This window comes from Limosilactobacillus panis DSM 6035, from assembly GCF_001435935.1.
GTDB lineage: Bacteria > Bacillota > Bacilli > Lactobacillales > Lactobacillaceae > Limosilactobacillus > Limosilactobacillus panis.
Map to the genome: position 1 here is coordinate 20,681 of NZ_AZGM01000150.1, position 22,777 is coordinate 43,457.

Genomic DNA, 22,777 nt, shown 5'->3' on the forward strand with positions numbered 1-22,777 from the left:
TTAGGTATAATTTAAAATACAAAATTTTTAATTGAGTATATTTAATAGTTTTAGGAAGGTGCCGTTCAGATGGATAATTCAGAAGTGCTTGTTGGATTGGATATTGGAACCACCTCGATTAAGGCATTAGTATGCGAGAATGTTAAAGGGCAATTAAAAGTTGTCGGGGTGGGTGTTGCTCCTTCCATCGGACTTAACCATGGCGTAATCGTTGATATCGATAAGACCGCCCATGCTATCTCACAAGCGGTTGCTAAAGCAGAGGAAAAATCCAATCTTAGTATTAAAAAACTTATTGTTGGTCTCCCAGCCAACTACTTACAAATGCAAAAGGTTCATGGAATGATTACCATTGCATCACAGGGACAGTCACGCGAGATTGTAAACAGTGATGTCAATGATGTTGCCAGAGAAACCCTAACGCAAAACATTCCACCAGAGCGGACGGTTTTAGACCTGATTCCTACCGAGTTCTCTGTTGATGGCTTCGGTGGAATCAAAGATCCACGGGGAATGGTAAGTGTCCGTCTGGAAATGAAAGCAACGCTGTATACCGGTCCTAAAACCATTATTCATAACACTAAAAAGGCAGTTCAAAGAGCTGGTTATGAAATTAAAGACTTTGTTATTGAACCAATTGCAACGGATTTTAACCTTCTTAATGACGGTGAGCAGGACTTCGGCACGGTCGTGATTGACCTTGGTGGTGGTCAGACAACCACCAGCATCATTCATGATCACCAGTTGAAGTATACCTTTGTTGATCCGGAAGGTGGCCAGTACGTTACTAAAGATATTTCGACGGTGTTGAATACTTCATTAAAGAATGCTGAACAGTTGAAGCTTAACCATGGTTATGCTGATCACACGCTTGCCGATGAAGAAGCGGAAATCAATGTTAACGTTGTTGGCAAGAATGAACCTGTTCAATTTACCGAGGAATATCTGGCCGAAGTAATTGAAGCCCGGATGCGGCAGATCTTCGAACGAATCCACCAACGTCTGGAAAGCATTCATGCTCCAGAATTGCCTGGGGGAGTCACAATTATTGGTGGCGGTGCAGCGATGCCTGGCGTCAAGGAGTTGGCTCAGCAATACTTTGCGGGTCGTATTAAGATTTATGCACCTGAACAGATGGGGATTCGTCACCCTGGTTATGCTGCCGGTTTGGCATTGGCCATGTACGAAAGCCAACTATCAGATGTTGATAAACTCATTAAGCAGACGATCCAACAACCTGATATAATAGAAAGCCCACGAGAAGACGAAAAGTCTGCTGATGGTGGGCGTCAAATGGTTCACCAGTGGTCAAACAAGCAGACTCAACCAGCACGCGAGACTAACCATTCGCGGCAAGAAAAACGGTCAACGCCCAAAAAGGAAAAGCATTCGTTTGGTAACCGGTTAAAAGGTATGTTTGACAACCTATTTGATTAAAGTCACGGAGGAGAAGTAAATGGATAACGATACAAGCACAATGGAAAACGAATTTGCCGGGGCACGTATTAAGGTCATTGGTGTCGGTGGCGGTGGTGGAAACGCCGTTAACCGGATGATTACCGAAAAGGTTCAGGGGGTTGACTTTATTGTTGCCAATACTGACCTTCAGGCCCTTAATAGTTCCAAGGCTTCCACAAAGATTCAATTAGGACCTAAGCTTACCAAGGGTCTTGGTGCGGGTTCTAACCCAGAAGTCGGTGAAAAGGCAGCCCAAGAAAGTGAAGAAGCAATTAAGAAGGTCCTTGAAGGTGCAGATATGGTCTTCATCACCGCTGGTATGGGTGGTGGAACCGGGACTGGCGCAGCGCCGGTTGTCGCTAAGCTTGCCAAGGATAGTGGTGCCTTAACCGTCGGCGTTGTTACCCGGCCATTCTCCTTTGAAGGGCCGCGGCGGGGCAAGTTTGCGGTTGAAGGACTGGAAAAACTGAAGTCTAACGTCGATACCTTGATCATTGTCGCTAATAACCGCCTGCTGGAAATGATTGATAAGAAAACACCGATGATGGAAGCATTTAAGGAAGCCGACAATGTTCTACGTCAGGGTGTCCAAGGGATTTCAGACCTGATTGTTACTCCAGGGTACATTAATTTGGACTTTGCCGACATTAAGACGTTGATGTCCAATCAAGGAGCAGCCTTGATGGGTGTTGGTTCTTCTACCGGCGAAAACCGGGCCACTGAGGCAACTAAGAAGGCAATTTCTTCCCCACTTCTGGAACTTTCCATTGATGGTGCGCAACATGTCTTAATGGACATCACTGGTAGCGAAGACATGGCCATGTACGAAGCTCAGGAAGCTTCTGATGTGATCAAGCAGGCCGCTGGTACCAACGTGGATATTTCCTTTGGTATGTCTCTAGACAAGAATATGGGTGATGAAGTACGAGTTACGGTCATTGCTACTGGTATTGACAAGCCGAAGAAGAGTCAGCCACAAGTTAAGCAGGCTCAACCGCTCAACCGGCCAAGTCGTCCCGCTACTGACCGGCCTGCCAACCAGAATAATGGCGACCAAGAGGAGAACAGTGACCCGTTTGATGGTTGGAATGACCCAACGGCAACTGCCGATGACCAACGGGAAAATAGTGATAATCAATTTTCACATGTTGATAAGCCGGAATTTAATGTCTTCAATGATGATACGGCTAATTCCGATGATAACGATGACACTAATTTATCGACGCCACCATTCTTTAAGAATCGTCGTAAATAGTTAAAACTAAGGGGGAGTGGTTTAACAAGCGAGTTAGATTACACCTCTTTTTAGTATTTATGAAGGAGGTCTAATAATGGCTGCAAAATTTCTTAAGAGTCTTTTTGGCGATGACGAAATCGAAGAAGAGTATTATGACGATGCCTCTGCTGCACCAGTAAAGGGAAATAACAAGGTTGTTTCCTTTAACGAAAGTCGCGCCAAACGGGGCAGTCAGAACATCAGTCAGATTTCACTGTACGAGCCACGGATGTATGCGGATGTAAAACAAATTGCTTCCCAGCTTCTAGCCGGGCGGGCAATCGTTGTCAACTTTACCCAGATGGACACCAAGGCGGCGGCCCGGATGGTTGATTTTCTAAACGGCGCAGTATACGCCATCAATGGTGAAATGAAACGCATTGGTAAGGAAATTTTCCTTTGCGCCCCGAATAATTTTGAGCTTTCGGGAAATCTGTCCAGTAATTTAAAAGCAGAGACAGACAGTTTTAATAATTAAGGAGAAAAAGCATGCTTGGCTTTATTTTTTGGGTCTTGAACAGCTTAATTGATGCTTATATTTGGGTGATCGTGATTTGGTGTCTCCTTTCATGGTTCCCCAATGCGCGGGGGACACGTCTGGGTGAAATCATTGACCGGCTGGTTGAACCGTACATGAGCTGGTTTAACTTTATCCCACCACTGGGCGGGATTAGTTTTTCACCGGTCGTGGCGATTTTTGTCCTTTACCTTGCGCAGTCAGGTCTTTCTGCTTTAGCAGGAATGTTTGGTTAGAAAAATGGCAGAAGAAAACATTAAGCAACATTTTCGACCGAACGAAGGTCCTTTTATCGATCAAGTCGCGGACTGGATTAGTACGACAATTGTCCAGTACCGCCCGGTTCTTACTTCCTTTTTGAACCCGCGACAGCGTTATATTGCACAAACAATGGCCAACCGTCACGATGACCAGGTCAAAGTGGTTAGTAATGGTGGTTGGAAAGGTGCCGAAATGCAACGACTCCTATTTTATCCACCATATTACGAACCCCAGGATAGTGACTTTGACCTCCAAGTCTTAGAGGTCGACTACCCAACTAAGTTCGTGGAACTCCACCACCGGCAGATTATGGGAACCTTAATTGGCGAAGGGATGGAACGGAGCGTGTTTGGTGATATCCTAGGTGACCAGGGACGGTGGCAAGTTGTCGTGACAACTTCCATGGCCCAGTACCTACGGACAAGTGTGCACCATGTTGGCCGAGCAAAGGTTAAGTGGCTTTCAGTAAATGATCCAGCCGCGGTGTTAACTCCCGTCGAAGATTGGGAAGCGGTAGCGACTACCGTAACCTCCCTACGCCTTGACAGTATTGTTGCGGCCGGCTTTAATTACTCTCGTAACCGTGCGAAGACATTAATTGAGCATGGTATGGTCCGGCTTAATTGGGAGGATGTCACCCGGCCGGATGAACAAGTCGTTGTTCATGACCTAATCTCGGTTCGCCATGCTGGCCGCTTACGGCTGGATGAAGATGATGGCAAGACACGGAAGGGTAAGGATAAAATCAAACTATCAGTTGTGCATGCATAGTATTTGGAGGAAATAAAAATGGCTTTAACTGTGGAACAAATTAATAAACAAAACTTTTCAACCAAAATGCGGGGCTTCAACCAGGAAGAAGTTAAGAACTTCATTCAAGAGGTTTCACAAACGGTTCAAGAATTAACCGAAGAAAATCATGCGTTAAAAGAGACCGTTAAGGCGGATGAGGAGAAGCTGAAGTACTTTAGTGAACTGAAGGACTCCCTTAATAAATCAATCCTGGTGGCCCAGGAAGCGGCTGACAAGGTTAAGAGCAATGCCAAGCGGGAAGCGGACATCATGGTTCGTGAAGCACAGAAACAGGCTACTGATATTGTTTCTGAAGCAAATGAAAAGTCCAACCAAGTTATTGACCACACAACTGAAGAAGCCCGGAAACTGACGACCGAAACCAACGACTTGAAGAAGCAGACCCGGATCTTCCGGCAACGGTTGCAGGTTATGCTGGAATCACAACTGGAAGTGGTTAAGAGTGATGAATGGGATAAACTGCTCGCGGATGATAATCCGGAACAATACGACGAAATTCAAAAGATGTTTGGAAATGACCTTGACAAGAATTCATCGGAAAGTGTAGAATCAACAGCAATTAGTTCCGCATCCCCAGCAGATGAGAGTTTTGCTGACCAACCAGCTGTTGAGCCGGCGTCATCTGCACCAACCAACCCGGAGCCGACAGCATCAGAACAACCAGCAGCTTGTGAACAGCCTGTTGTTCCCGCGGATTCAGGGGAAACGGTGGTTGTCTTCCCGGACAGTGACGAGGAAAAGAACTAGAGATAAATTAGCTAGTAAACTTAAATAAAACGTTGAAGAGAAGTGGATTTTACCACCCGACCCCAGCGAGTCAGTATTTTTGGTGTGAGACTGATGGTCGACGTTTAGTCCTGATCGTCTCTGAGTGTCGTGCTCAACAATAGTAGGCGCGACCGGCTCATGACCGTTATCAATGACAAGAGGAGGCCCAAATTTGGCCTTAAAAATGGGTGGTACCACGATAGCTTCGTCCCTTCAGGGATGGAGCTTTTTTATTTCGGTTTACTAGGGTAAGAGAAAGGAGTAGTTGTTATGCGGGTTAAAGACACGTTAAATCTTGGCCGGACAAAGTTCCCCATGCGGGGGAAGTTGCCGGTAACCGAAGCTAAGCGTGAGCAGCTTTGGGAAGAAAATAAAGTTTACCAATTACGACAAAAATTGAATGAGGGGAAGCCAACCTTTGTGCTTCACGATGGCCCCCCGTACGCCAATGGTAATATTCACATTGGCCACGCTATGAACAAGATTTCCAAGGACTTCATTGTTCGTTACAAGTCGATGACGGGCTTTCGGGCACCCTATGTTCCTGGTTGGGATACTCACGGGCTGCCAATCGAACACCAATTGACTAAGTCCGGTTACGACCGCAAGAAGATGTCCACATCCGAATTCCGGGACCTGTGTCGCAAGTACGCCTTAGAGCAGGTCGACAAGCAGCGGACCGACTTCAAGCGGCTTGGGGTTAGTGGCGAATGGGATCACCCGTACTTGACCCTTGATAAGGAATTTGAAGCTGCCCAAGTTCGGGTCTTCGGTGAGTTTGCCAAGAAGGGTTTACTCTACCAAGCTAAAAAGCCTGTTTACTGGTCTTGGTCCTCAGAATCAGCACTGGCGGAAGCCGAAGTTGAATACCACGACGTTGTTGCCAAGACAGCCTTCTTTGCTGAGCAGGTAAAGGACGGTAAGGGTATCCTTGATGACAATACCTACTTAGTTGTTTGGACAACGACGCCATGGACCGTTCCCGCTTCTGAAGCCGTGGCGGTCAATGGTAAGTTCGATTATTCGGTTGTTAAGCCAGCTGATGATGAACGGCAATTTGTGATTGGCACTGAATTGCTTGAAGGAGTTGCCGAAAAGCTCGGTTGGAAGGACTATTCGGTTGTTAAACACCTCGCCGGAACAGACCTTGACGGGATGGTTACCAAACACCCTTACCTCGACCGTGACATTTTGGTAGGGACGGCTAACTACGTTACTGCTGATGCCGGTACTGGCTTAGTTCACACGGCTCCCGGCTATGGTGACGATGACTACCATTTTGGCTTGGAACACAACCTGCCTATCTTTGCCCCAATCAATGACCAAGGGGTCCTGACTAAGGAAAATGGTGCCGATTTTGACGGGGTCTTCTACCAGGATGCGGACGATGTTTCCTTGAAGAAGCTAGAAGAAAACGGTGCCCTCCTGCTTGAAGAACCTTTGAAGCACTCCTACCCATTCGATTGGCGGACCAAGAAGCCAATTATCTTCCGAGCCACTGACCAGTGGTTTGTCTCCATTGACAAGATGCGTCAGGATATCCTGAACGCCCTGGAAGATGTTGAATACAAGCCATCCTGGGGGAAGGTTCGTCTCAGAAACATGATCAAGGATCGTGGCGACTGGGTAATTTCCCGGCAACGGGTTTGGGGTGTTCCATTGCCAATCTTCTACGCTGAAGATGGGACGCCAATCATGGAAGAAGAGACTATTAATCACGTTGCTGACTTGTTTGCCAAGTATGGCTCCAACGTCTGGTTTGACCGGGATGCTAAGGACTTGCTTCCAGATGGCTACACTAATGAACATTCACCACACGGTAAGTTTACTAAGGAAACGGACATCATGGATGTTTGGTTCGATTCCGGTTCTTCTCACCAGGGTGTTCTGGCAGAACGGGACTATCTGACCTACCCTGCTGACCTGTACCTGGAAGGTTCTGACCAGTACCGGGGTTGGTTCAACTCTAGTCTGATTACCAGCGTGGTTTGCTCTGGTAAGACCCCTTATAAGGGCATTGTTTCCCAAGGCTTTACTCTTGATAAAAAGGGTAAGAAGATGTCAAAGTCAATGGGGAATGTTATTGACCCGAACAAGGTCGTCAAGCAGATGGGGGCCGAAATTATCCGTCTGTGGGTAATGTCTGCTGATACCTCTGCCGATGTCCGGGTTTCAATGGGAACCTTCCAGCAGATTTCCGAGGCTTACCGGAAGTTGCGGAATACCTTCCGCTTCCTGTTAGCCAACACGGGTGACTTTAAACCAGCAGAAAACACAGTCTCCTATGAGAAGATGGCCAGTGTCGACCAGTACATGATGGTCAAGCTGAACCACTTCTTGAAGAAAATGCGGGACTACTTTGACGAGTATGACTTCCTGGATGCCTACAAGCTACTCATCAACTTCGTCAACAATGATCTTTCTGCCTTCTACATGAACCTGGCAAAGGACGTTCTGTACATTGAGCCAGCTGATTCACATGCACGGCGGTCAATGCAGACGGTCTCCTACAACATCTTACTAACGATGGTTAAGCTTTTGACGCCAATCCTTCCCCACACCACTGAAGAGGTTTGGGAATACATGGACGAGCCAGAACAATTTGCTCAACTGACGGAGATCCCTGATGCCCGGACTTTTGCTAATGAGACTGAACTCCTGGACAAGTGGGAGCAATTCATGGAGGTCCGTTCCCACGTTCTGAAGGGATTAGAAGAAGCCCGGAATGATAAGCAAATTGGTAAGTCCCTTGAAGCAGCGGTTGATTTTTACCTGGATGCCAACCAACAAAAGCTGGTCGATAGCTTAAACGAAAACGTTGCGCTCCTGCTTGGGGTATCTGCCCTGCACTTGCACCCATTTGACGAAGCACCGGCGGATGCTGACAAGTACGAAGACGGTGTTGCTGTTAAGGTTTCACCAGCAACGGGTGAAACCTGTGCACGTTGTCGGATGGTCAAGGAAGACGTGGGCACCGATGATGCTTACCCAATGCTTTGTGCACGGTGTGCTAAGATTGTCCGGACGAACTTCCCGGAGACGGTGGAGACCGGATTGGAAAAGTAAAAAAAGTGATATAATTTCTTGCTCAAGGCGCCAAACGGTGACATTGATTTTCTTGCGGTGTAAAATGGGAAGAGATAATGTAAAAGGGCAACCTTTCGTATCTTAACCCCGCAAGGCTACTTGAGTAGTGATATATCAATCAGACTTATTTTTAATAGGGGTTGCGGGAAATTTCCACAACTCCTATTTTTATTGGCAGGTGAAAATATGCTTAAAGGAAAAGTCAAAAGTTTTGACGAACAAAAGGGGTGGGGGTTCATTACCGTACCCCACGAAGGTGAGATCTTTGTTCATTACAGTGGTATTGAAGGCACCAGGCGCCGGGTCCTACAGGCCGGTGAAGATGTTTCACTGGTGATTGTTCAGGGACATAAGGGCCCGCAAGCCGCCCACGTCAGAGTAATTCGCTAGGAGGGATACGATGAATTTTACGGAAAAACCGATTAGCAGCAAAGAGGTATTTAAGGGCCACCTGATTAATGTTGAAGTTCAACAGGTAAAGACCCCTGAGGGCAACATCGCCCAACGGGAAATTGTTCACCACGCTCCAGCCGTGGCTATTCTGGCCATCACTAATGATAATAAGATGTTGTTGGAAAAGCAGTGGCGGGCCCCAATTGCTAAGACCACCTTGGAAATCCCGGCTGGAAAAGTTGATTCCCGGGACCAGGCAAGTGTGGACCATGCTGCAAGACGGGAACTGAACGAAGAAACCCGTCTTCAGGCCGGTAAACTAGAGAAGCTTTCTAGCTTTTATACCTCAGTTGGGTGCATGGACGAATACATGACCCTGTACTTGGCAACTGACTTATCACCAGTTACCAACGCCCTTCCCAAGGATCAAGACGAAGAGTTAGTCGTGAAAAAGGTTAGTTTGGATGAAGCACAAGCAATGATTGCGTCCGGTGAGATTGAAGATGCAAAAACAATTATGGCCATTTATTATTGGCAGGGAATGAGGGCCAATGGATAATCAAAAGCCGCCGTTTCCTAAAGAGCAGCTTTCGCGAAAGCAGTACCGTGAGCAGCTTGCCAAAAAAAGAGCTGCTGGACAGGAAGAAGAAGGCGAAGGGCAAACCCGCCAGCACTACGCGCAAGACCAGGAGGGACAAAACCGTGAAGAAAAAACAGCTGTCCTGAAGCGGAAGCTTAACATTGCAATTGTTGGCCTCATCGTGGCAATCATTATTGTCTATTTAGTTTTATTTTTTGTCGGGTAAAGGAGTTATTTAAAATGCGTTTTGGAATTATCTGTGCGATGCCAGAGGAGATCAAGGAACTTAAGGCCCAGTTGGTTGGTGGTGTTGCCAAAAAGATTGGTGGTAAGGACTACTTCATGGGACAAATCAGCGGTCAGGATGTTGTCCTGGTAGAATCAGGAATTGGTAAGGTTGAGGCCGGAATTACGACTGAACATCTGATTACGGACTGCCAAGCTGACGTGGTGATTAACTCAGGCTCCGCTGGTGGAATTGGCCAGGGACTTCACGTGGGGGATGTTGTTATCTCTACGGCAACTGCCTATCATGATGTTGACGCCACGGCGTTTGACTACAAGTACGGCCAGCTTCCGGGAAAGGAACCCCGTTTTATTGCCTCTAAAGAGTGGGGGGAGGCACTGAAGAGGGCGGGTGAAAAGACCGGTTTGAACGTTAAACAGGGATTGATTGTTTCTGGCGACCAGTTTATTGCCAGCAAGAAGGCAATTGACCAGATCCTTACCTACTTCCCTGATGCCCTCTCCAGTGAAATGGAAGGAGCAGCAGTCGGTCAAGTTGCCACTGATCACGATGTCCCATACGTAGTTGTCCGGGCAATGTCTGATACTGGCGATGAGGATGCCGGTGTCAGCTTTGATGACTTTATTATTGATGCCGGAAAGCGGTCAGCCAAAATGCTTTTGCAGTTGTTTGCTGACCGGGCTGCACAGTGAAAGGAAGGTTGGTCGTGAACGAAATTTACCTCGATAATGCGGCAACAACGCCGATGACTCCGGAAGTCATTGATGAAATGACCAGGCAGATGAAGGAATCATGGGGGAATGCGTCAACTGGATACTCCTACGGCCGGCACGCTAAGCTAGTAATGGAGAACAGTCGCCACGTAATCGCCCAGAGTATTAATGCCGATGATAACGAGATTGTATTTACCAGCGGCGGAACGGAGAGTGACAATACCGCCATCATCCAGACCGCTTTCACCCGACAGAGATTGGGGAAGCACATTATCACCACTGCCATTGAGCACGAGGCGGTTCTCAAGCCACTACATTTCCTTGAACAACACGGCTTTGAGGTAACTTACCTCCCCGTCGATGAGCACGGTAATATTTCCCTGGCTGATTTTAAGGCGGCACTCCGCGATGACACGATTCTCGTTACAATCATGATGGGGAATAACGAGGTTGGTAGCCGGATGCCAATTCACGAGATCGGTGAAATTCTGAAGGACCACCAGGCCTGGTTCCATACCGATGCCGTTCAGGCTTACGGCTTGTTGCCGATTGACGTAAAAAAGGATCATATTGACCTCTTATCGACCTCTGCCCACAAGTTAAACGGGCCGAAGATGATGGGCTTCTTGTACCGCCGCGAGGGAATTAGCTTTCCAAGTTTCATCAAGGGTGGGGACCAGGAAACCAAGCGTCGTGCAGGGACCGAAAACGTTCCCGCAATTGCGGCCTTTGCCAAGGCAGTGGCAATTGATACAGCAGATGAAAAGCAAGCCCGGCAGACACGCTATTACCACTTCAAACAGAAGATTGTGCAGGGGCTCAAGGACAACCACATCCCCTTTGAGGTGAACGGTCAAATCAGTCCGGATAATCTAAACCACGTCCTGAACATCTGGTTCAAGGGCATCTCAACCTATGTCATGCAGACCGACTTAGATTTAGCTGGCATTGCGGTCTCTGGTGGATCGGCATGTACCGCGGGGAGCATTGAACCCTCCCATGTCTTGACGGCGATGTTTGGCCCGGATAGCCCGCGGATTAGTGAATCAATCCGGATTAGCTTTGGGGCGCTAAACACGGATGAAGACATTGATAAGTTGATTGCGGCAATTGTCAAGATTGTCGATAAGCTTAATAAGCTCGATAAGGGGGCAAATTAAAGTGGATTTTGCTAAAAAAGTTAAGGTGCCGGGGGACCAGACTACTTATTCGCTAAGTCCGGAAGTCAAACGGTACGCGCTAATCGACCTCGGCTTTGAAGAAACCAAGCGGGGGAACTTCGAGTACAAGGGGAGCCTTGATACTGATAACCCCTTTAAGCCCGTCGCCCGGCTCCGGATTCTAATTAATGCTGACCTGACCGGGTTCAAGATGGAAACCGTCACCGGTAACGGAGCGCGGAAGATCAATATTTTTAACCACCAACGGTCAGCGGAATTTGTTGAGCAGTATCACTTTATTTTAGATGAAATGCTCAAAAGAAACGTATTTAAAAGTGACGGGCAAAAATAGGTGCAGTCCCGAAAGGACTTTGGTACAATGTACGATACTGGATGCATGCGACCTTCAATCGTAGATTATTCCAGAATCTATTTGAAATGATGGTGATTAATGATGACTGACCACAGTCATACCCGTGTCGTTGTCGGGATGAGTGGGGGGGTCGACTCTTCAGTAACCGCGCTGCTGTTAAAGCGGCAAGGCTATGATGTCGTTGGCGTCTTCATGAAGAACTGGGACGATACGGACGAAAACGGTGTCTGTACCGCGACTGAAGACTATAAGGACGTCGCCAAGGTAGCGGCCAAGATTGGTATTCCTTACTACTCGGTTAACTTCGAGAAGGAATATTGGGACCGGGTCTTTAAGTACTTCATCGCAGAATACAAAAAGGGACGGACGCCCAATCCAGACGTTATTTGCAACAAGGAGATCAAGTTCAAGGCCTTCATCGACTATGCTAACCAGTTGGGTGCAGATTACGTGGCTACCGGTCACTATGCCGATTTAAAGCGGGATGCCGATGGGCGGATGCACTTGATGCGGGCAAAGGACCAGCATAAGGATCAGACCTACTTCTTAAGTCAGCTGGACTACCACCAACTGGATAAGGTGATGTTTCCCCTGGCTAATTACACTAAGCCGGAGATTCGTCAGATTGCCAAGGAAGCCGGCCTGGCCACGGCGGATAAAAAGGACTCCGTCGGGATCTGCTTCATTGGTGAAGACGGCCATTTCCGTGAGTTCTTGAGTCAGTATATTCCCGCCCAGCCAGGAAATATGGAGACCGTTGATGGCCAAGTTGTTGGCCACCACATGGGATTAATGTATTACACCATTGGTCAACGCCGGGGCCTCGGCCTGGGTGGCAATAAGAAGAGTAACGAGACTTGGTTTGTGATTGGCAAGGATATTAAGAAGAATATCCTCTACGTCGGTCAGGGCTACCACAATGAGCACCTCTATGCCACCCATCTGGAAGCCAGTGACATCCACTGGGTTGACGATGTTGTCAGCAATTATGGACATGACTTCCACTGCACGGCTAAGTTCCGCTACCGGCAAAAAGATGTCGGGGTAACTGCCCACATCGCTGAAGATGGTCAGCATGTGACGGTTGAATTTGACGACCCAGCGCGGGCAATCACCCCGGGACAAGCGGTCGTCTTCTATGACGGCCAAGAGTGTCTGGGAAGCGCCATTATTGACCGGGCATACAATAACGAACGGCAGTTACAGTACGTTTAACTAACATAGAATTTGATCAAGCGGGCATGCCTATTGCCTGCTTATACATATTTCACAATCAATGTGAACATTCATAATATTTTTGGTAAGATAATATATAAAAAAGGTCCGCGATTAACAATGACAAAAGTTTATCTAATTCGACATGGAAAAACTGAATGGAATCTTCAGTCCCGCTACCAGGGAGCCCATGGCGATTCACCACTTTTAAAGACAAGCTACCAGGAAATCGAACTGCTTGCCCAGTCCCTAAAGAAAGTGTCCTTTGCTCATGCATATGCGAGTCCTTTACGGCGGGCACGGGTAACAGCACAAAAATTGGTTAGCCACCTTGACCAACCGATCCCGTTAACGATTGATAGCCGCCTGATGGAGTTTAATCTGGGGAAAATGGAAGGAAAGCACTTCGATGACGTTGCTAAGAAGTGGCCAGACGAACTAAACAATTTCCGCCACCATCCTGACCGTTATAATGAAGAAGTCACGGGTAGTGAAAGTTTCCAGCAGGTGATTGACCGGGTGGGCTCAGCCGTTAAAGAGTTTTGCCGTGTTAATCCGGATGCCAATATCTTAATTGTTTCACACGGGGCGGCACTGAACGCCACGATAAACGCCCTGATTGGGACCCCCCTTCCGCATTTAAAGGACCGGGGCGGGTTGAGTAATACCTCAACAACTATTTTAAAGACGGATGATGCCGAACACTTCACACTTGAGAAGTGGAATGATACAACTTATCTACACAAGACCAAGGTCGATCCAACTGATACAATCTAATAAGGGGTGGCAGTAATGACAGAGAAGAATGAGTTAAAGCAAAGTGAAAAGCGGGAAACGGAAAAGTTAGTTCATAAGCTGATCCGAGCAATTGATGAACATCCGGAAAAGGTGAACAACTACTATGACCTTGGTTCCTTACTGACCCGGCTAAACGACTATGAACAGGCGGAAGAACTGTTTATGAAGGCCCTGGGAATTTTTGAGGCTAAAAAAGATCAGTCAGCAATCAACCTGTTAAACTACGGACTTGGTAACCTTTACTACGAAGTGGGGAAACCAAATGCGGCAATTAAGCTTTACAATAAGATTGATGATGACAAGTTAAAGGCCGACTCATACTTGATGCTTGCCCAGAGTTACATGAAGAAGGGGCAGCATAAGCAGGCGGTTGCATACGGCTTAACGGCTCATGAGTTACGGGCCCAGGATCCGGAAATCAACCAGGTCATTGGTGATTCTCTCTTGGCCCTTGGTGAATTTGCGGAGGCTAAGAAATACTATGACGCAATTTTGAAACGTCACCCCGGTCGTGCGGATACCCAGTTTAACCGGGGACTGGTAGCCATGGTGCTGGGGGAACCGTACACCGATTACTTAACCCAGGCTAAGCAGTTAAACCCAACTTATTACCAAAAGAGTGAACAACGGTTAGCGGATATTGAAAAGACGCTCCAAAAAACACAATCAAAAAAGAATAAATAGTGCTGGAAAGGATGACTTCAATGGCAACGGAAATGGATTTATTTAAGACGCCACAGGAGCCGTCTTTTTTTGTTGGCCAGGTTCAGTCCGAGATTTTTACCAGCCCGGATTCCTTTTACAAGGTGTTGGCGGTCTCGGTGGAAGACGCCAACTTTGATTGGGACGAAAACGAGATCACGGTAACGGGAAGCTTTGGTGACCTGAGTGATGACCAGACTTATCGTTTTGAGGGACAACTTGTTGAACATCCCCGTTATGGTTGGCAGTTTCAGGCGCAATCATACCATGTCAACCGGCCGACCAGTCGTGGGGGCCTGGTGGAATTCCTGGCCAGCAAGCAGTTTCCAGGTATTGGTCAGAAGACGGCCGAAAAGGTGGTTGATGCTCTAGGCACTAACGCCATCGATAAGATTACTGCTGATCCCCATGTCTTAGACCCCCTAAACCTTCGTAAGACTGTCCGTGATTCACTGGTAGAAAACCTCCAGGCCAACCAGGGACTTGACCAGGTAATAATTGGCCTTAATGACTTTGGCTTCGGAAGTAACCTGATTTCCTCCATTGTCGACCGTTACGGTGAAGATGCCCTCCAGGTGATTAAGGAAAATCCCTACCAACTCGCGGCGGATATTGATGGTATTAGCTTCAAGCGCGCTGACCAAGTTGCCGCTAAGTTAGGGATTGCTGGTAACGACCCCCGCCGGATTAACGCGGCGGTTGTCCAGTCCTTAGATGACCTCACAATGGCCACAGGGGATACCTACACCAGTATCAAGCCCCTCCTCGCTAACAGCCTCCAGCTCCTTAATGGTGATGGTCGCTTTGCGGACAGTAATACCGTTGCGGATCAGATCGTTGCGATGGAGAAGAAGCACCAAATTAACTATGAAGATGATCGTCTGTACCCGACCAGCCTCTACCGGGCCGAGTACCAAATTGCCGACCACCTGCAACGCCTGATGGGCACGGACGAGGAGCAGATTGCTGATGAGACGATCATGGCAACGCTGAAGCGAACAGAGAAGGAAACGGGTATCAAGTATGACCGGGTCCAGGTTCAAGCAGTAAAAACCGCTCTCAACAATAAAATCATGCTGTTGACGGGGGGACCAGGGACCGGGAAAACGACCATTATCCGGGCCATCGTTGAATGTTATGCTAAGGTCCACCAATTGTCTTTGGAAGTCAACGATTACAAGGGGAAGGCCTTTCCCATCCTGCTTGCCGCCCCGACTGGCCGTGCTGCTAAGCGGATGAGTGAGACGACTGACTTACCGGCAAGCACTATTCACCGTTTGTTAGGGTTGAATGGCCGGGAAATGCCAACGGACATTAGTGCCCGGGACTTGAAGGGGTCTTTGTTGATTGTTGACGAGATGTCGATGGTGGACACCCTCCTGTTTAAAACGTTAATTCAGGCGGTCCCAACCGCCATGCACGTTGTCCTGGTGGGTGATAAGGACCAGCTACCGTCAGTGGGCCCGGGACAGGTATTCCATGACCTCCTGTCCTTTGACGAGTTACCTAAAATTGAACTAGTCGATATTCACCGTCAGGCGGCTGATTCGACGATTATTCCACTTGCCCACGCAATTAAGGAAGGCCACCTGCCCGCTGATCTGATGGCCAAGAAGGCGGACCGGTCGTTCATTCCCTGTCATGCGGGTCAGGTTCCGGACGTCGTTGAACAAATCATTGAAAAGAGTGAGGAGCGGGGCTATTCATCAGCGGATGTGCAGGTCTTGGCCCCGATGTATCGGGGAATGTCCGGTGTAGATAACCTTAACGAGCTTGCCCAGGATGTTTATAATTCCGCCAGTCAGTCCAAGCAATCGGTTGAGTACCGGGGGCAGACCTTCCGGGTTGGCGATAAGGTTTTACAGCTGGTCAACAGTCCAGAGAACAACGTCTTTAACGGTGACATCGGTAAGATCGTTGCCATTGAAGGCACGGAAAAGGGGCAAAAGGCTACGAGCATGACGATTGATTTCGACGGAAACGAGGTTAAATACTCCCGGATGGAATGGAACCAGCTACAGTTAGCTTACGCAATTTCAATTCATAAGTCGCAGGGGAGCCAGTTTAAGATGGTCTTGCTGCCGATAGTGCGCCAGTTCAGCCGGATGTTACAGCGGAACCTGATTTATACCGCAATTACGCGTGCCGCAGACAAGCTAATCATGATGGGCGAGGCTTCGGCAATGGCAATGGCGGTCCGCAATGTTGGTACTAATCGCCAAACGACCCTGCTGCAACGGTTAAATGAAAAGTGGGATAAACAGTCAACCGCAGGGGATGTTCAGTCACCTTCGCCGTCTGCCCCCACGACTGGCGGCGAAACGGTCTTAACACCGGCGCTAATCGAGCAGGGCACGATTGACCCACTGATTGGCATGGACGGAATCCGACCAGGGGACCTTTAAACTAAGGCTTGATTGCGCCACCATTTGTTGCGATAATAGGGTTTAAACAGCTAGAAAATTAAAGGGAGTACAATAATGACGCAAATCAAGAATGCTCAAAATGTCCGTTTGTTTGCATTAAATTCAAATTACCCGCTGGCAGAAGCAATCGCTGAGAAAATTGGTCTACCTCTGAGTAAGGCTTCTGATAACCACTTTGCTGATGGGGAAATCAAGATTACGATTGACGAAAGTGTGCGGGGCTGTGAGGTATACGTAATCCAGTCCGTATCCGATCCTGTTAATACCAACCTCATGGAGCTACTGATTATGGTGGATGCCCTTCGCCGGGCAAGTGCCGCCAAGATCAATGTGGTGATGCCTTACTATGGCTACGCTCGTCAGGACCGTAAGGCACGCAGCCGGGAGCCAATTACGGCTAAGTTGGTTGCTAATCTGCTGGAGATGGACAAAATTGACCGGCTAGTGACAATTGACCTTCACGCTGCCCAGGTGCAAGGATTCTTTGATATTCCGGTCGACCACTTGCAGGCGACGAGCTTGTTTGCTAATTACTTTAATAAGCAAGGGCTAATCAACGATGACACCGTTGTTGTTGCTCCCGACCATGCTGGTGTCAGCTTTGCACGTAAGTTTGCGGAAAGAATTAAGGCCCCGATTGCAATTATCGATAACCGGGCCGATGAAGTTCGTGAACAGACAGTTCAAGAGGTTCCCGAGTACGTCATTGGTGACGTTAAGGGTAAGACCGCACTGGTTGTTGACGACATTGTCGATACCGGTGTCCGAATGAAGCTTTCTGCTCAAGCACTGAAGAAGTTCGGGGCAAAGGACGTTTACGGCGTTGCTACCCACGCGGTTCTTTCTGGTAATGCGGTTCAAACTCTGCAGAACTCGCAGCTTGAGAAGTTAGTCGTGACTGACACGATTCATCTTCCCGAGGAGAAGAAGTTTGATAAATTGGTCCAGTTATCAGTTGCGGACCTGTTGAAGGAAGCAATTGTGCGCATTCACAATCACCAATCAATTGATACGCTGTTTAACCGGTAAACTAAAAAAGACGCGGAATTGATTTCCGCGTCTTTTTTAGTTTCGTTGACTCAGATTAAACTTCGGCAAGTGGCGAATGAATTGCTCATAGGCCACTTGCTCACCAGTTGCTGTAATCGTACAGTTTTCCGCGTTTACACTTGCCTGGTGGAGGTCTGCTTCTTCAACCTTGATATGGTGGGTGAAGGTGGCATTGCCGACCAGTTCGACCCAGTAACGACGATCCTGGTAGTGGACAACTGTCTTGACCATCCCGCCCGGATTGTAAACGGTAATTGGTTCATCGAAGGCTCCCTGGTCACCATGCAAAAGGACAAAGGCTAAGCTAGTGGCAGACATCCCGGTCCCGCAAGCATTGGTGAACCCGACGCCCCGTTCATAGGTCCGAACAAAGAGGTGGTTTGGACCTAGGATATGGGCAAAGTTGACGTTTACGCCATCACTGAAGTAGGGGTTGTCACCGTTTAAGTAGGGCCCTAATTCACCGAGGAGCGGGCCCTCAATTACTTCCTGACTCACGAATGAGATCAGGTGGGGGTTAGGAATTGCGATTGCGGAGAAGGTCAACTGTGGAGCAAATTCCGGTACTGGGGTTCCCAAAAGACGATCGTGACCGAGATTGTCAAAGGGGAGGGCTTCCTTGTTAAAACGAACGGGTGATATCTCCACGGCGAAGGACGGTACATCTGGAGCGAAGTCCTTTTCACGGCGTACCTGGAGACTTGCGTCCATGGTATCCACCTTAAAGGACTCCTTTTGGTCCCGTTCTGCAAGGTAGCGGGCAACGGTCCGCAGACCATTACCGCACATTGAGGCTTCACTGCCGTCCGCATTGATTACCCGCATTTGGGCAAGTGCTCCGGGCCGGGTCGGTTTATTAACGACTAAGAGACCGTCAGCACCGCCAAGGACTCCCGTTTGGTGGTTAGTAAGGTGCTGGGCGAGCTTGCGCAGTTGGTCATCAGTTAATGCCGTCTTTAGCTTGGTTTGGTCCAAGATGAAGAAACTATTTTGTGATCCGTGGACTTTTATTAAGTTTGCCATTTGTTAATCTCCTCCTAGTTTGCAAAGAAGCGGTGGTAAATTGCCCGAACAGCTTTATCAGCGTCGCGATCGTAGGTACCAATCATAATTGATATGCGGGATGCCCCCTGGTTGATCATTGGGACGGGGATGTTTTCCTCCGTTAGGGGCGTCAAGATGTCGTTAATCACACCGGTTCGGTTACGCATTCCCTCACCAACCACCATCGTAATTGCGTAGTTGTCGATCCATTCCAACTGGTCGGGGTTAATCTCTTCTTGAATTTCGTTGCAAATAACGTCGACCAATTCGTCATCCAGCTGGTTCCGGTCCAGAATTAGGGTTATATCGTCAATCCCGGATGGCATGTGCTCGTAAGAAATATCGTGCCGGGCGAGAATATTCAGGATCCGGAGGGTAAATCCGGATTCCTTGTTCAGGAGGTACTTATGCAGGTAGAGCGCGGCAAAATGCTTGCCACTGACAACCCCGGTAACAATGTCCGCTGGCTGAAAGCCCTTATCGGGAACAATTAAGGTTCCGGGCTTTTCCGGGTGCTGAGTATTCTTAACGTTAATTGGAATATTACCCTGGATAGCGGGGATTAGGGCCTCATCATGAAAGACTGAGAAGCCCGCGTAGGACAATTCCCGCATTTCCCGGTAGGTCATCTTAGTGATTGCTTGTGGATGGTCAACTACGGCCGGATTAGCTGCGTAAATGGCGTCAACATCGGTGAAGTTTTCATACATTGTTGCGTGCAGGCCCCGGGCAAGGATGGCGCCTGTGATGTCTGAACCTCCCCGGGAGAAGGTTGCAATGTGACCAGCCAGGGTGATGCCATAAAAGCCAGGGAAAACGAGGAGCTCGCTGTCGTTAAACGAGAAGTGGTCCAATAGAGAATAGGTTTCGGGCATTACAGTTGCGTTATTTGGCGTCCCCGTAACCCGGATACCAGCCTCTGTCGGGGTAACAAAGCGGGCTTCGTAGCCCTGCTGCTGAAGGATTAGGGACATCAATTCGGCATTTGATCGTTCGCCATGGGCTTTGAACGTCGCCATCAGGTAATTATGGTTAGGAAAGTGCCAGCTGGGTAACTCCTTCAGGCGGTCAATGATGGGAGCCAACTTTTTTGGGGGAACGTTAAAATAGTTTGCAATTTCAACGTAGCAATTGATAATTTGGCCAACCGTTTGCTGGTATGGTTTGTTGTTTAGGACTTCATTAGCATACTGAATTAAAAGGTCAGTAACTTTCGTATCCTTACTGTTTCGCTTCCCGGGGGCTGAGGTAACGATGACCCGGCGCTGGGGGTCAGCAGTGATGATATTAATTGCCTGGGCAAAGTGTTCGCCATCAGCGAGTGAACTGCCACCAAACTTTACAACTTTCATTTCTTAAGAACTCCTTCTGGAAAACGCCAAAAATGCTAATTTTCCGTAAACAATTTTAATCGAATTCTAACATGTTTCACCAAACATGCAAGTAAAATAATTTTGTGATGTTGATGATTAAACGTTTTACCAAATGCTGAAAATGAGGAGATCTTTTCCGGACCTCATTATCCCTATTGACTTTCTCATTATTTTTTTATAAGCTTAATACAAATCGAAGAGGTGCAGCCAACACAAGTAGGGTAATGGAGCCACTGTCGGGCAGTGAGGTTACCTCAACAGGGCGGTTGCCGAAGTGCTTGACTTGACAGGAGCCAGGTTAACTGGGGCGTGGTTGAATAAGCTACGGACTGTCGCAGGACGAATATCAGCCTGCGTTGCGCTATCGACAAATGAGAATGGAACTTAGTCCACTGTTTGTTCTGCGCAAACAGTGGATTTTTTATTGGTCGACTTCCCCGGCAACATGAATTGGAGGAATTGATTATGAATGAACAGATTACCGCTGACCAACTCAATGAGGCAGGGCACCTGCTGATTGGGGGCTGTGACGCGATTGACTTAGCTCATGAGTACCAGACACCCCTGGTTGTTTATGACGTTAGCCAGATTCGCCAACAAATTCGAGCCTTTAAGCGGGTCTTTGAAGAAAACGATGTTTCATACGCGGTTTCTTACGCTAGCAAGGCCTTTGCCGCCGTTGCAATGTACCAGGTAGTTAACCAGGAGGGTGCCTACATCGACGTGGTCTCTGGTGGTGAAATGTATACCGCTATCCAGGCCGGCTTCCCAATGGAACGGGCCAGCTTTCACGGCAATAACAAGTCTTATGATGAGCTGGTAATGGCTGTTAAGCACCACGTGGGGGTAATCGTCATTGACAACTTCCACGAAATTGACCTCCTAAGTCAGGTCTTAAACGAATTGGATGCAAAGACAAAGGTAATGATCCGGATCACTCCTGGGATCTCTGCCCACACTAATAAGTACATTCAGACCGGCCAGGTTGACAGTAAGTTTGGTTTTGACCTTGCTTCTGGACAGGCAGATGAAGCCCTGCAAAAGGTACTGGCTAACCCGCGGATGGACCTGATTGGCCTGCACGCCCATATTGGCTCGCAGATCTTTGAAGTTGCGGGCTTTGAAGGGGTGGCTAATAAGCTGGTTGAGGTTGCTGACCACTGGCAAAAGAAGTTTGGTTACCAGGCAAAGGTAATCAATGTTGGCGGTGGCTTTGGAATCCGCTACGTTAAGGATGACCAGCCCCTTCGTCCTGAGCAATTTGTTGATGCTATCATCAAGGCGATTAAGAAGGCTGTTCAGCCAACTAACTTGGGAAAGCCGGCAATCTGGATTGAACCAGGCCGGTCAATCGTTGGGCCAGCCGGTTATAACCTTTACACGGTGGGGTCACGGAAGGACCTTCCAGGGCTAAAATCGTACGTCACAGTTGATGGGGGGATGGGTGATAACATTCGTCCAGCCCTCTACCAGGCCAAGTACGAAACGGTTCTGGTCAGTGATCCACAAGCACCGTTTACTGAGCACGTTCGCTTAGCCGGTAAGTATTGTGAATCGGGCGATATCCTGTGTCAGGACCAAGCCTTACCAAAGACCAAACCGGGTGATGTTTTGGCTATGCTGGACACGGGTGCCTACGGTTATTCAATGGCCTCAAATTACAATCGGAACCCACGACCGGCCGTGGTTTTTGCGGAAAACGGTCATTCTCAAGTGGTTATTAAGCGGGAAACTTTTGCGGACCTGACCCACCTAGACCAACCTTACGAGCAAAATTAATCTATAATATAGGAAGAAAGAGGAATAAAAAATGGCAAAACTAGATGCACAAGCAATCATTAACTACATTGGCAATGCTCCTAAGAAGACTCCAGTGAAGGTCATTCTAAAGGGGGACATTGACGGACTAGCCTTTCCAGAGAGCCTGCAGGTATTTCCGGAAAAACAGACCGCCACGCTCTTTGGTGACTGGGCCGACGTTAAGCCTTTCCTAGAAGAAAATAAGGAGAAGGTTACCGACTACCATATTGAAAATGACGCCCGTAATTCGGCTGTACCGTTGCTCAATTTGAAGGAGATCAACGCCAGGATTGAACCAGGGGCAATCATTCGTGACAAGGTCCTAATTGGTGATAATGCCGTCATCATGATGGGGGCAATCATCAACATTGGTGCGGAAATTGGTGCCGACTCGATGATCGACATGGGAGCGGTCCTCGGTGGCCGTGCCATCGTTGGTAAGCATTGCCACATCGGTGCAGGGACCGTCTTAGCAGGTGTGGTTGAACCAGCAAGTGCCCAACCGGTGCGGATTGATGACAACGTTTTAATTGGAGCCAACGCCGTTGTAATTGAAGGTGTCCATGTCGGTGAAGGTGCTGTTGTGGCGGCCGGAGCAATTGTTACCCACGATGTTGCTCCCCACACGATGGTGGCCGGAGTACCAGCAAAGTTTATTAAGAATGTTGACCAACAGACCAGTGACAAGACGGCCCTGCAGGATGACTTGAGGAAGTTGTAATT

The 22,777-nt window shown here is 48.3% G+C and carries 22 protein-coding genes, 1 riboswitch and 1 other annotated feature; of the genes, 20 read left to right on the forward strand and 2 right to left on the reverse strand.

Annotated features, from left to right (window positions below; genetic code table 11):
- Window positions 1–69 precede the first annotated feature (69 nt).
- The 18 genes from ftsA (at window position 70) to FD32_RS09625 (ending at window position 17,816) form a co-directional block, all read left to right on the forward strand.
- Window positions 70–1,437 carry a cell division protein FtsA gene (gene ftsA / locus FD32_RS09540; protein WP_047767494.1) on the forward strand — a complete coding sequence of 456 codons (1,368 nt, stop codon included), beginning with the start codon at window positions 70–72 and terminating at the stop codon, window positions 1,435–1,437.
- A gap of 19 nt (window positions 1,438–1,456) precedes the next feature.
- Complete coding sequence (gene ftsZ / locus FD32_RS09545; protein ID WP_047767496.1) at window positions 1,457–2,713, forward strand: cell division protein FtsZ; 1,257 nt, start codon at window positions 1,457–1,459, stop codon at window positions 2,711–2,713.
- A gap of 76 nt (window positions 2,714–2,789) precedes the next feature.
- Window positions 2,790–3,212, forward strand: a complete 423-nt coding sequence (locus FD32_RS09550) for a cell division protein SepF (RefSeq protein ID WP_047767498.1) — start codon at window positions 2,790–2,792, stop codon at window positions 3,210–3,212.
- Between the two features lie 11 nt (window positions 3,213–3,223).
- On the forward strand, window positions 3,224–3,487 hold the full coding sequence (locus tag FD32_RS09555) for a YggT family protein (RefSeq protein WP_047767500.1): 264 nt from the start codon (window positions 3,224–3,226) through the stop codon (window positions 3,485–3,487).
- Window positions 3,488–3,491: 4 nt separating this feature from the next.
- Window positions 3,492–4,283: a YlmH family RNA-binding protein gene (locus FD32_RS09560; protein ID WP_047767502.1), complete on the forward strand. Its 792-nt coding sequence runs from the start codon at window positions 3,492–3,494 to the stop codon at window positions 4,281–4,283.
- Window positions 4,284–4,301: 18 nt separating this feature from the next.
- Window positions 4,302–5,072, forward strand: coding sequence for a DivIVA domain-containing protein (locus tag FD32_RS09565; RefSeq protein ID WP_047767504.1), 771 nt, complete (start codon window positions 4,302–4,304; stop codon window positions 5,070–5,072).
- 23 nt (window positions 5,073–5,095) lie between these two features.
- Window positions 5,096–5,309, forward strand: a binding site (T-box leader).
- A 54-nt stretch (window positions 5,310–5,363) separates the two neighbouring features.
- Window positions 5,364–8,159, forward strand: a complete 2,796-nt coding sequence (gene ileS, locus FD32_RS09570) for an isoleucine--tRNA ligase (RefSeq protein WP_047767506.1) — start codon at window positions 5,364–5,366, stop codon at window positions 8,157–8,159.
- A 207-nt stretch (window positions 8,160–8,366) separates the two neighbouring features.
- Complete coding sequence (locus FD32_RS09575) at window positions 8,367–8,570, forward strand: cold-shock protein (protein WP_047767508.1); 204 nt, start codon at window positions 8,367–8,369, stop codon at window positions 8,568–8,570.
- Window positions 8,571–8,580: 10 nt separating this feature from the next.
- Window positions 8,581–9,132 carry an NUDIX hydrolase gene (locus FD32_RS09580; RefSeq protein ID WP_047767509.1) on the forward strand — a complete coding sequence of 184 codons (552 nt, stop codon included), beginning with the start codon at window positions 8,581–8,583 and terminating at the stop codon, window positions 9,130–9,132.
- Window positions 9,125–9,379, forward strand: coding sequence for a hypothetical protein (locus FD32_RS09585; protein ID WP_047767510.1), 255 nt, complete (start codon window positions 9,125–9,127; stop codon window positions 9,377–9,379). The genes FD32_RS09580 and FD32_RS09585 overlap by 8 nt, the downstream gene beginning before the upstream one ends.
- A 14-nt stretch (window positions 9,380–9,393) precedes the next feature.
- Window positions 9,394–10,092, forward strand: coding sequence for a 5'-methylthioadenosine/adenosylhomocysteine nucleosidase (locus FD32_RS09590; RefSeq protein WP_047767511.1), 699 nt, complete (start codon window positions 9,394–9,396; stop codon window positions 10,090–10,092).
- A 14-nt stretch (window positions 10,093–10,106) separates the two neighbouring features.
- Entirely contained in the window at window positions 10,107–11,273 is a 1,167-nt protein-coding gene (locus tag FD32_RS09595) for a cysteine desulfurase family protein (protein WP_047767512.1), read from the forward strand.
- Between the two features lies 1 nt (window position 11,274).
- Window positions 11,275–11,625, forward strand: a complete 351-nt coding sequence (locus FD32_RS09600) for a DUF1831 domain-containing protein (RefSeq protein ID WP_047767513.1) — start codon at window positions 11,275–11,277, stop codon at window positions 11,623–11,625.
- 102 nt (window positions 11,626–11,727) lie between these two features.
- Window positions 11,728–12,861, forward strand: coding sequence for a tRNA 2-thiouridine(34) synthase MnmA (gene mnmA, locus FD32_RS09605; RefSeq protein WP_047767536.1), 1,134 nt, complete (start codon window positions 11,728–11,730; stop codon window positions 12,859–12,861).
- Between the two features lie 120 nt (window positions 12,862–12,981).
- Complete coding sequence (locus tag FD32_RS09610) at window positions 12,982–13,638, forward strand: histidine phosphatase family protein (protein ID WP_047767514.1); 657 nt, start codon at window positions 12,982–12,984, stop codon at window positions 13,636–13,638.
- A gap of 15 nt (window positions 13,639–13,653) precedes the next feature.
- The gene (locus FD32_RS09615; RefSeq protein ID WP_047767515.1) at window positions 13,654–14,343 is read left to right on the forward strand and encodes a tetratricopeptide repeat protein; all 690 of its coding nucleotides are present in this window, start codon (window positions 13,654–13,656) and stop codon (window positions 14,341–14,343) included.
- 20 nt (window positions 14,344–14,363) lie between these two features.
- Window positions 14,364–16,766: an SF1B family DNA helicase RecD2 gene (gene recD2, locus FD32_RS09620; RefSeq protein ID WP_047767517.1), complete on the forward strand. Its 2,403-nt coding sequence runs from the start codon at window positions 14,364–14,366 to the stop codon at window positions 16,764–16,766.
- 75 nt (window positions 16,767–16,841) lie between these two features.
- Complete coding sequence (locus FD32_RS09625; protein ID WP_047767518.1) at window positions 16,842–17,816, forward strand: ribose-phosphate diphosphokinase; 975 nt, start codon at window positions 16,842–16,844, stop codon at window positions 17,814–17,816.
- A gap of 36 nt (window positions 17,817–17,852) precedes the next feature.
- Here the strand turns inward: FD32_RS09625 and dapF are convergent, their stop codons facing one another.
- The gene (dapF, locus tag FD32_RS09630; protein WP_056962185.1) at window positions 17,853–18,860 is read right to left on the reverse strand and encodes a diaminopimelate epimerase; all 1,008 of its coding nucleotides are present in this window, start codon (window positions 18,858–18,860) and stop codon (window positions 17,853–17,855) included.
- A gap of 14 nt (window positions 18,861–18,874) precedes the next feature.
- Window positions 18,875–20,233: an aspartate kinase gene (locus tag FD32_RS09635; RefSeq protein ID WP_047767523.1), complete on the reverse strand. Its 1,359-nt coding sequence runs from the start codon at window positions 20,231–20,233 to the stop codon at window positions 18,875–18,877.
- Between the two features lie 209 nt (window positions 20,234–20,442).
- Window positions 20,443–20,627, forward strand: a riboswitch (Lysine riboswitch).
- Between the two features lie 92 nt (window positions 20,628–20,719).
- Here FD32_RS09635 and lysA point away from each other — a divergent pair.
- Together lysA and dapD are read left to right on the forward strand one after the other, a co-directional pair.
- Window positions 20,720–22,033, forward strand: a complete 1,314-nt coding sequence (gene lysA / locus FD32_RS09640) for a diaminopimelate decarboxylase (protein ID WP_047767524.1) — start codon at window positions 20,720–20,722, stop codon at window positions 22,031–22,033.
- Between the two features lie 31 nt (window positions 22,034–22,064).
- Window positions 22,065–22,775 (forward strand): 2,3,4,5-tetrahydropyridine-2,6-dicarboxylate N-acetyltransferase, encoded by a 711-nt coding sequence (gene dapD / locus FD32_RS09645; RefSeq protein ID WP_047767525.1) that lies wholly within the window; start codon window positions 22,065–22,067, stop codon window positions 22,773–22,775.
- Window positions 22,776–22,777 lie beyond the last annotated feature (2 nt).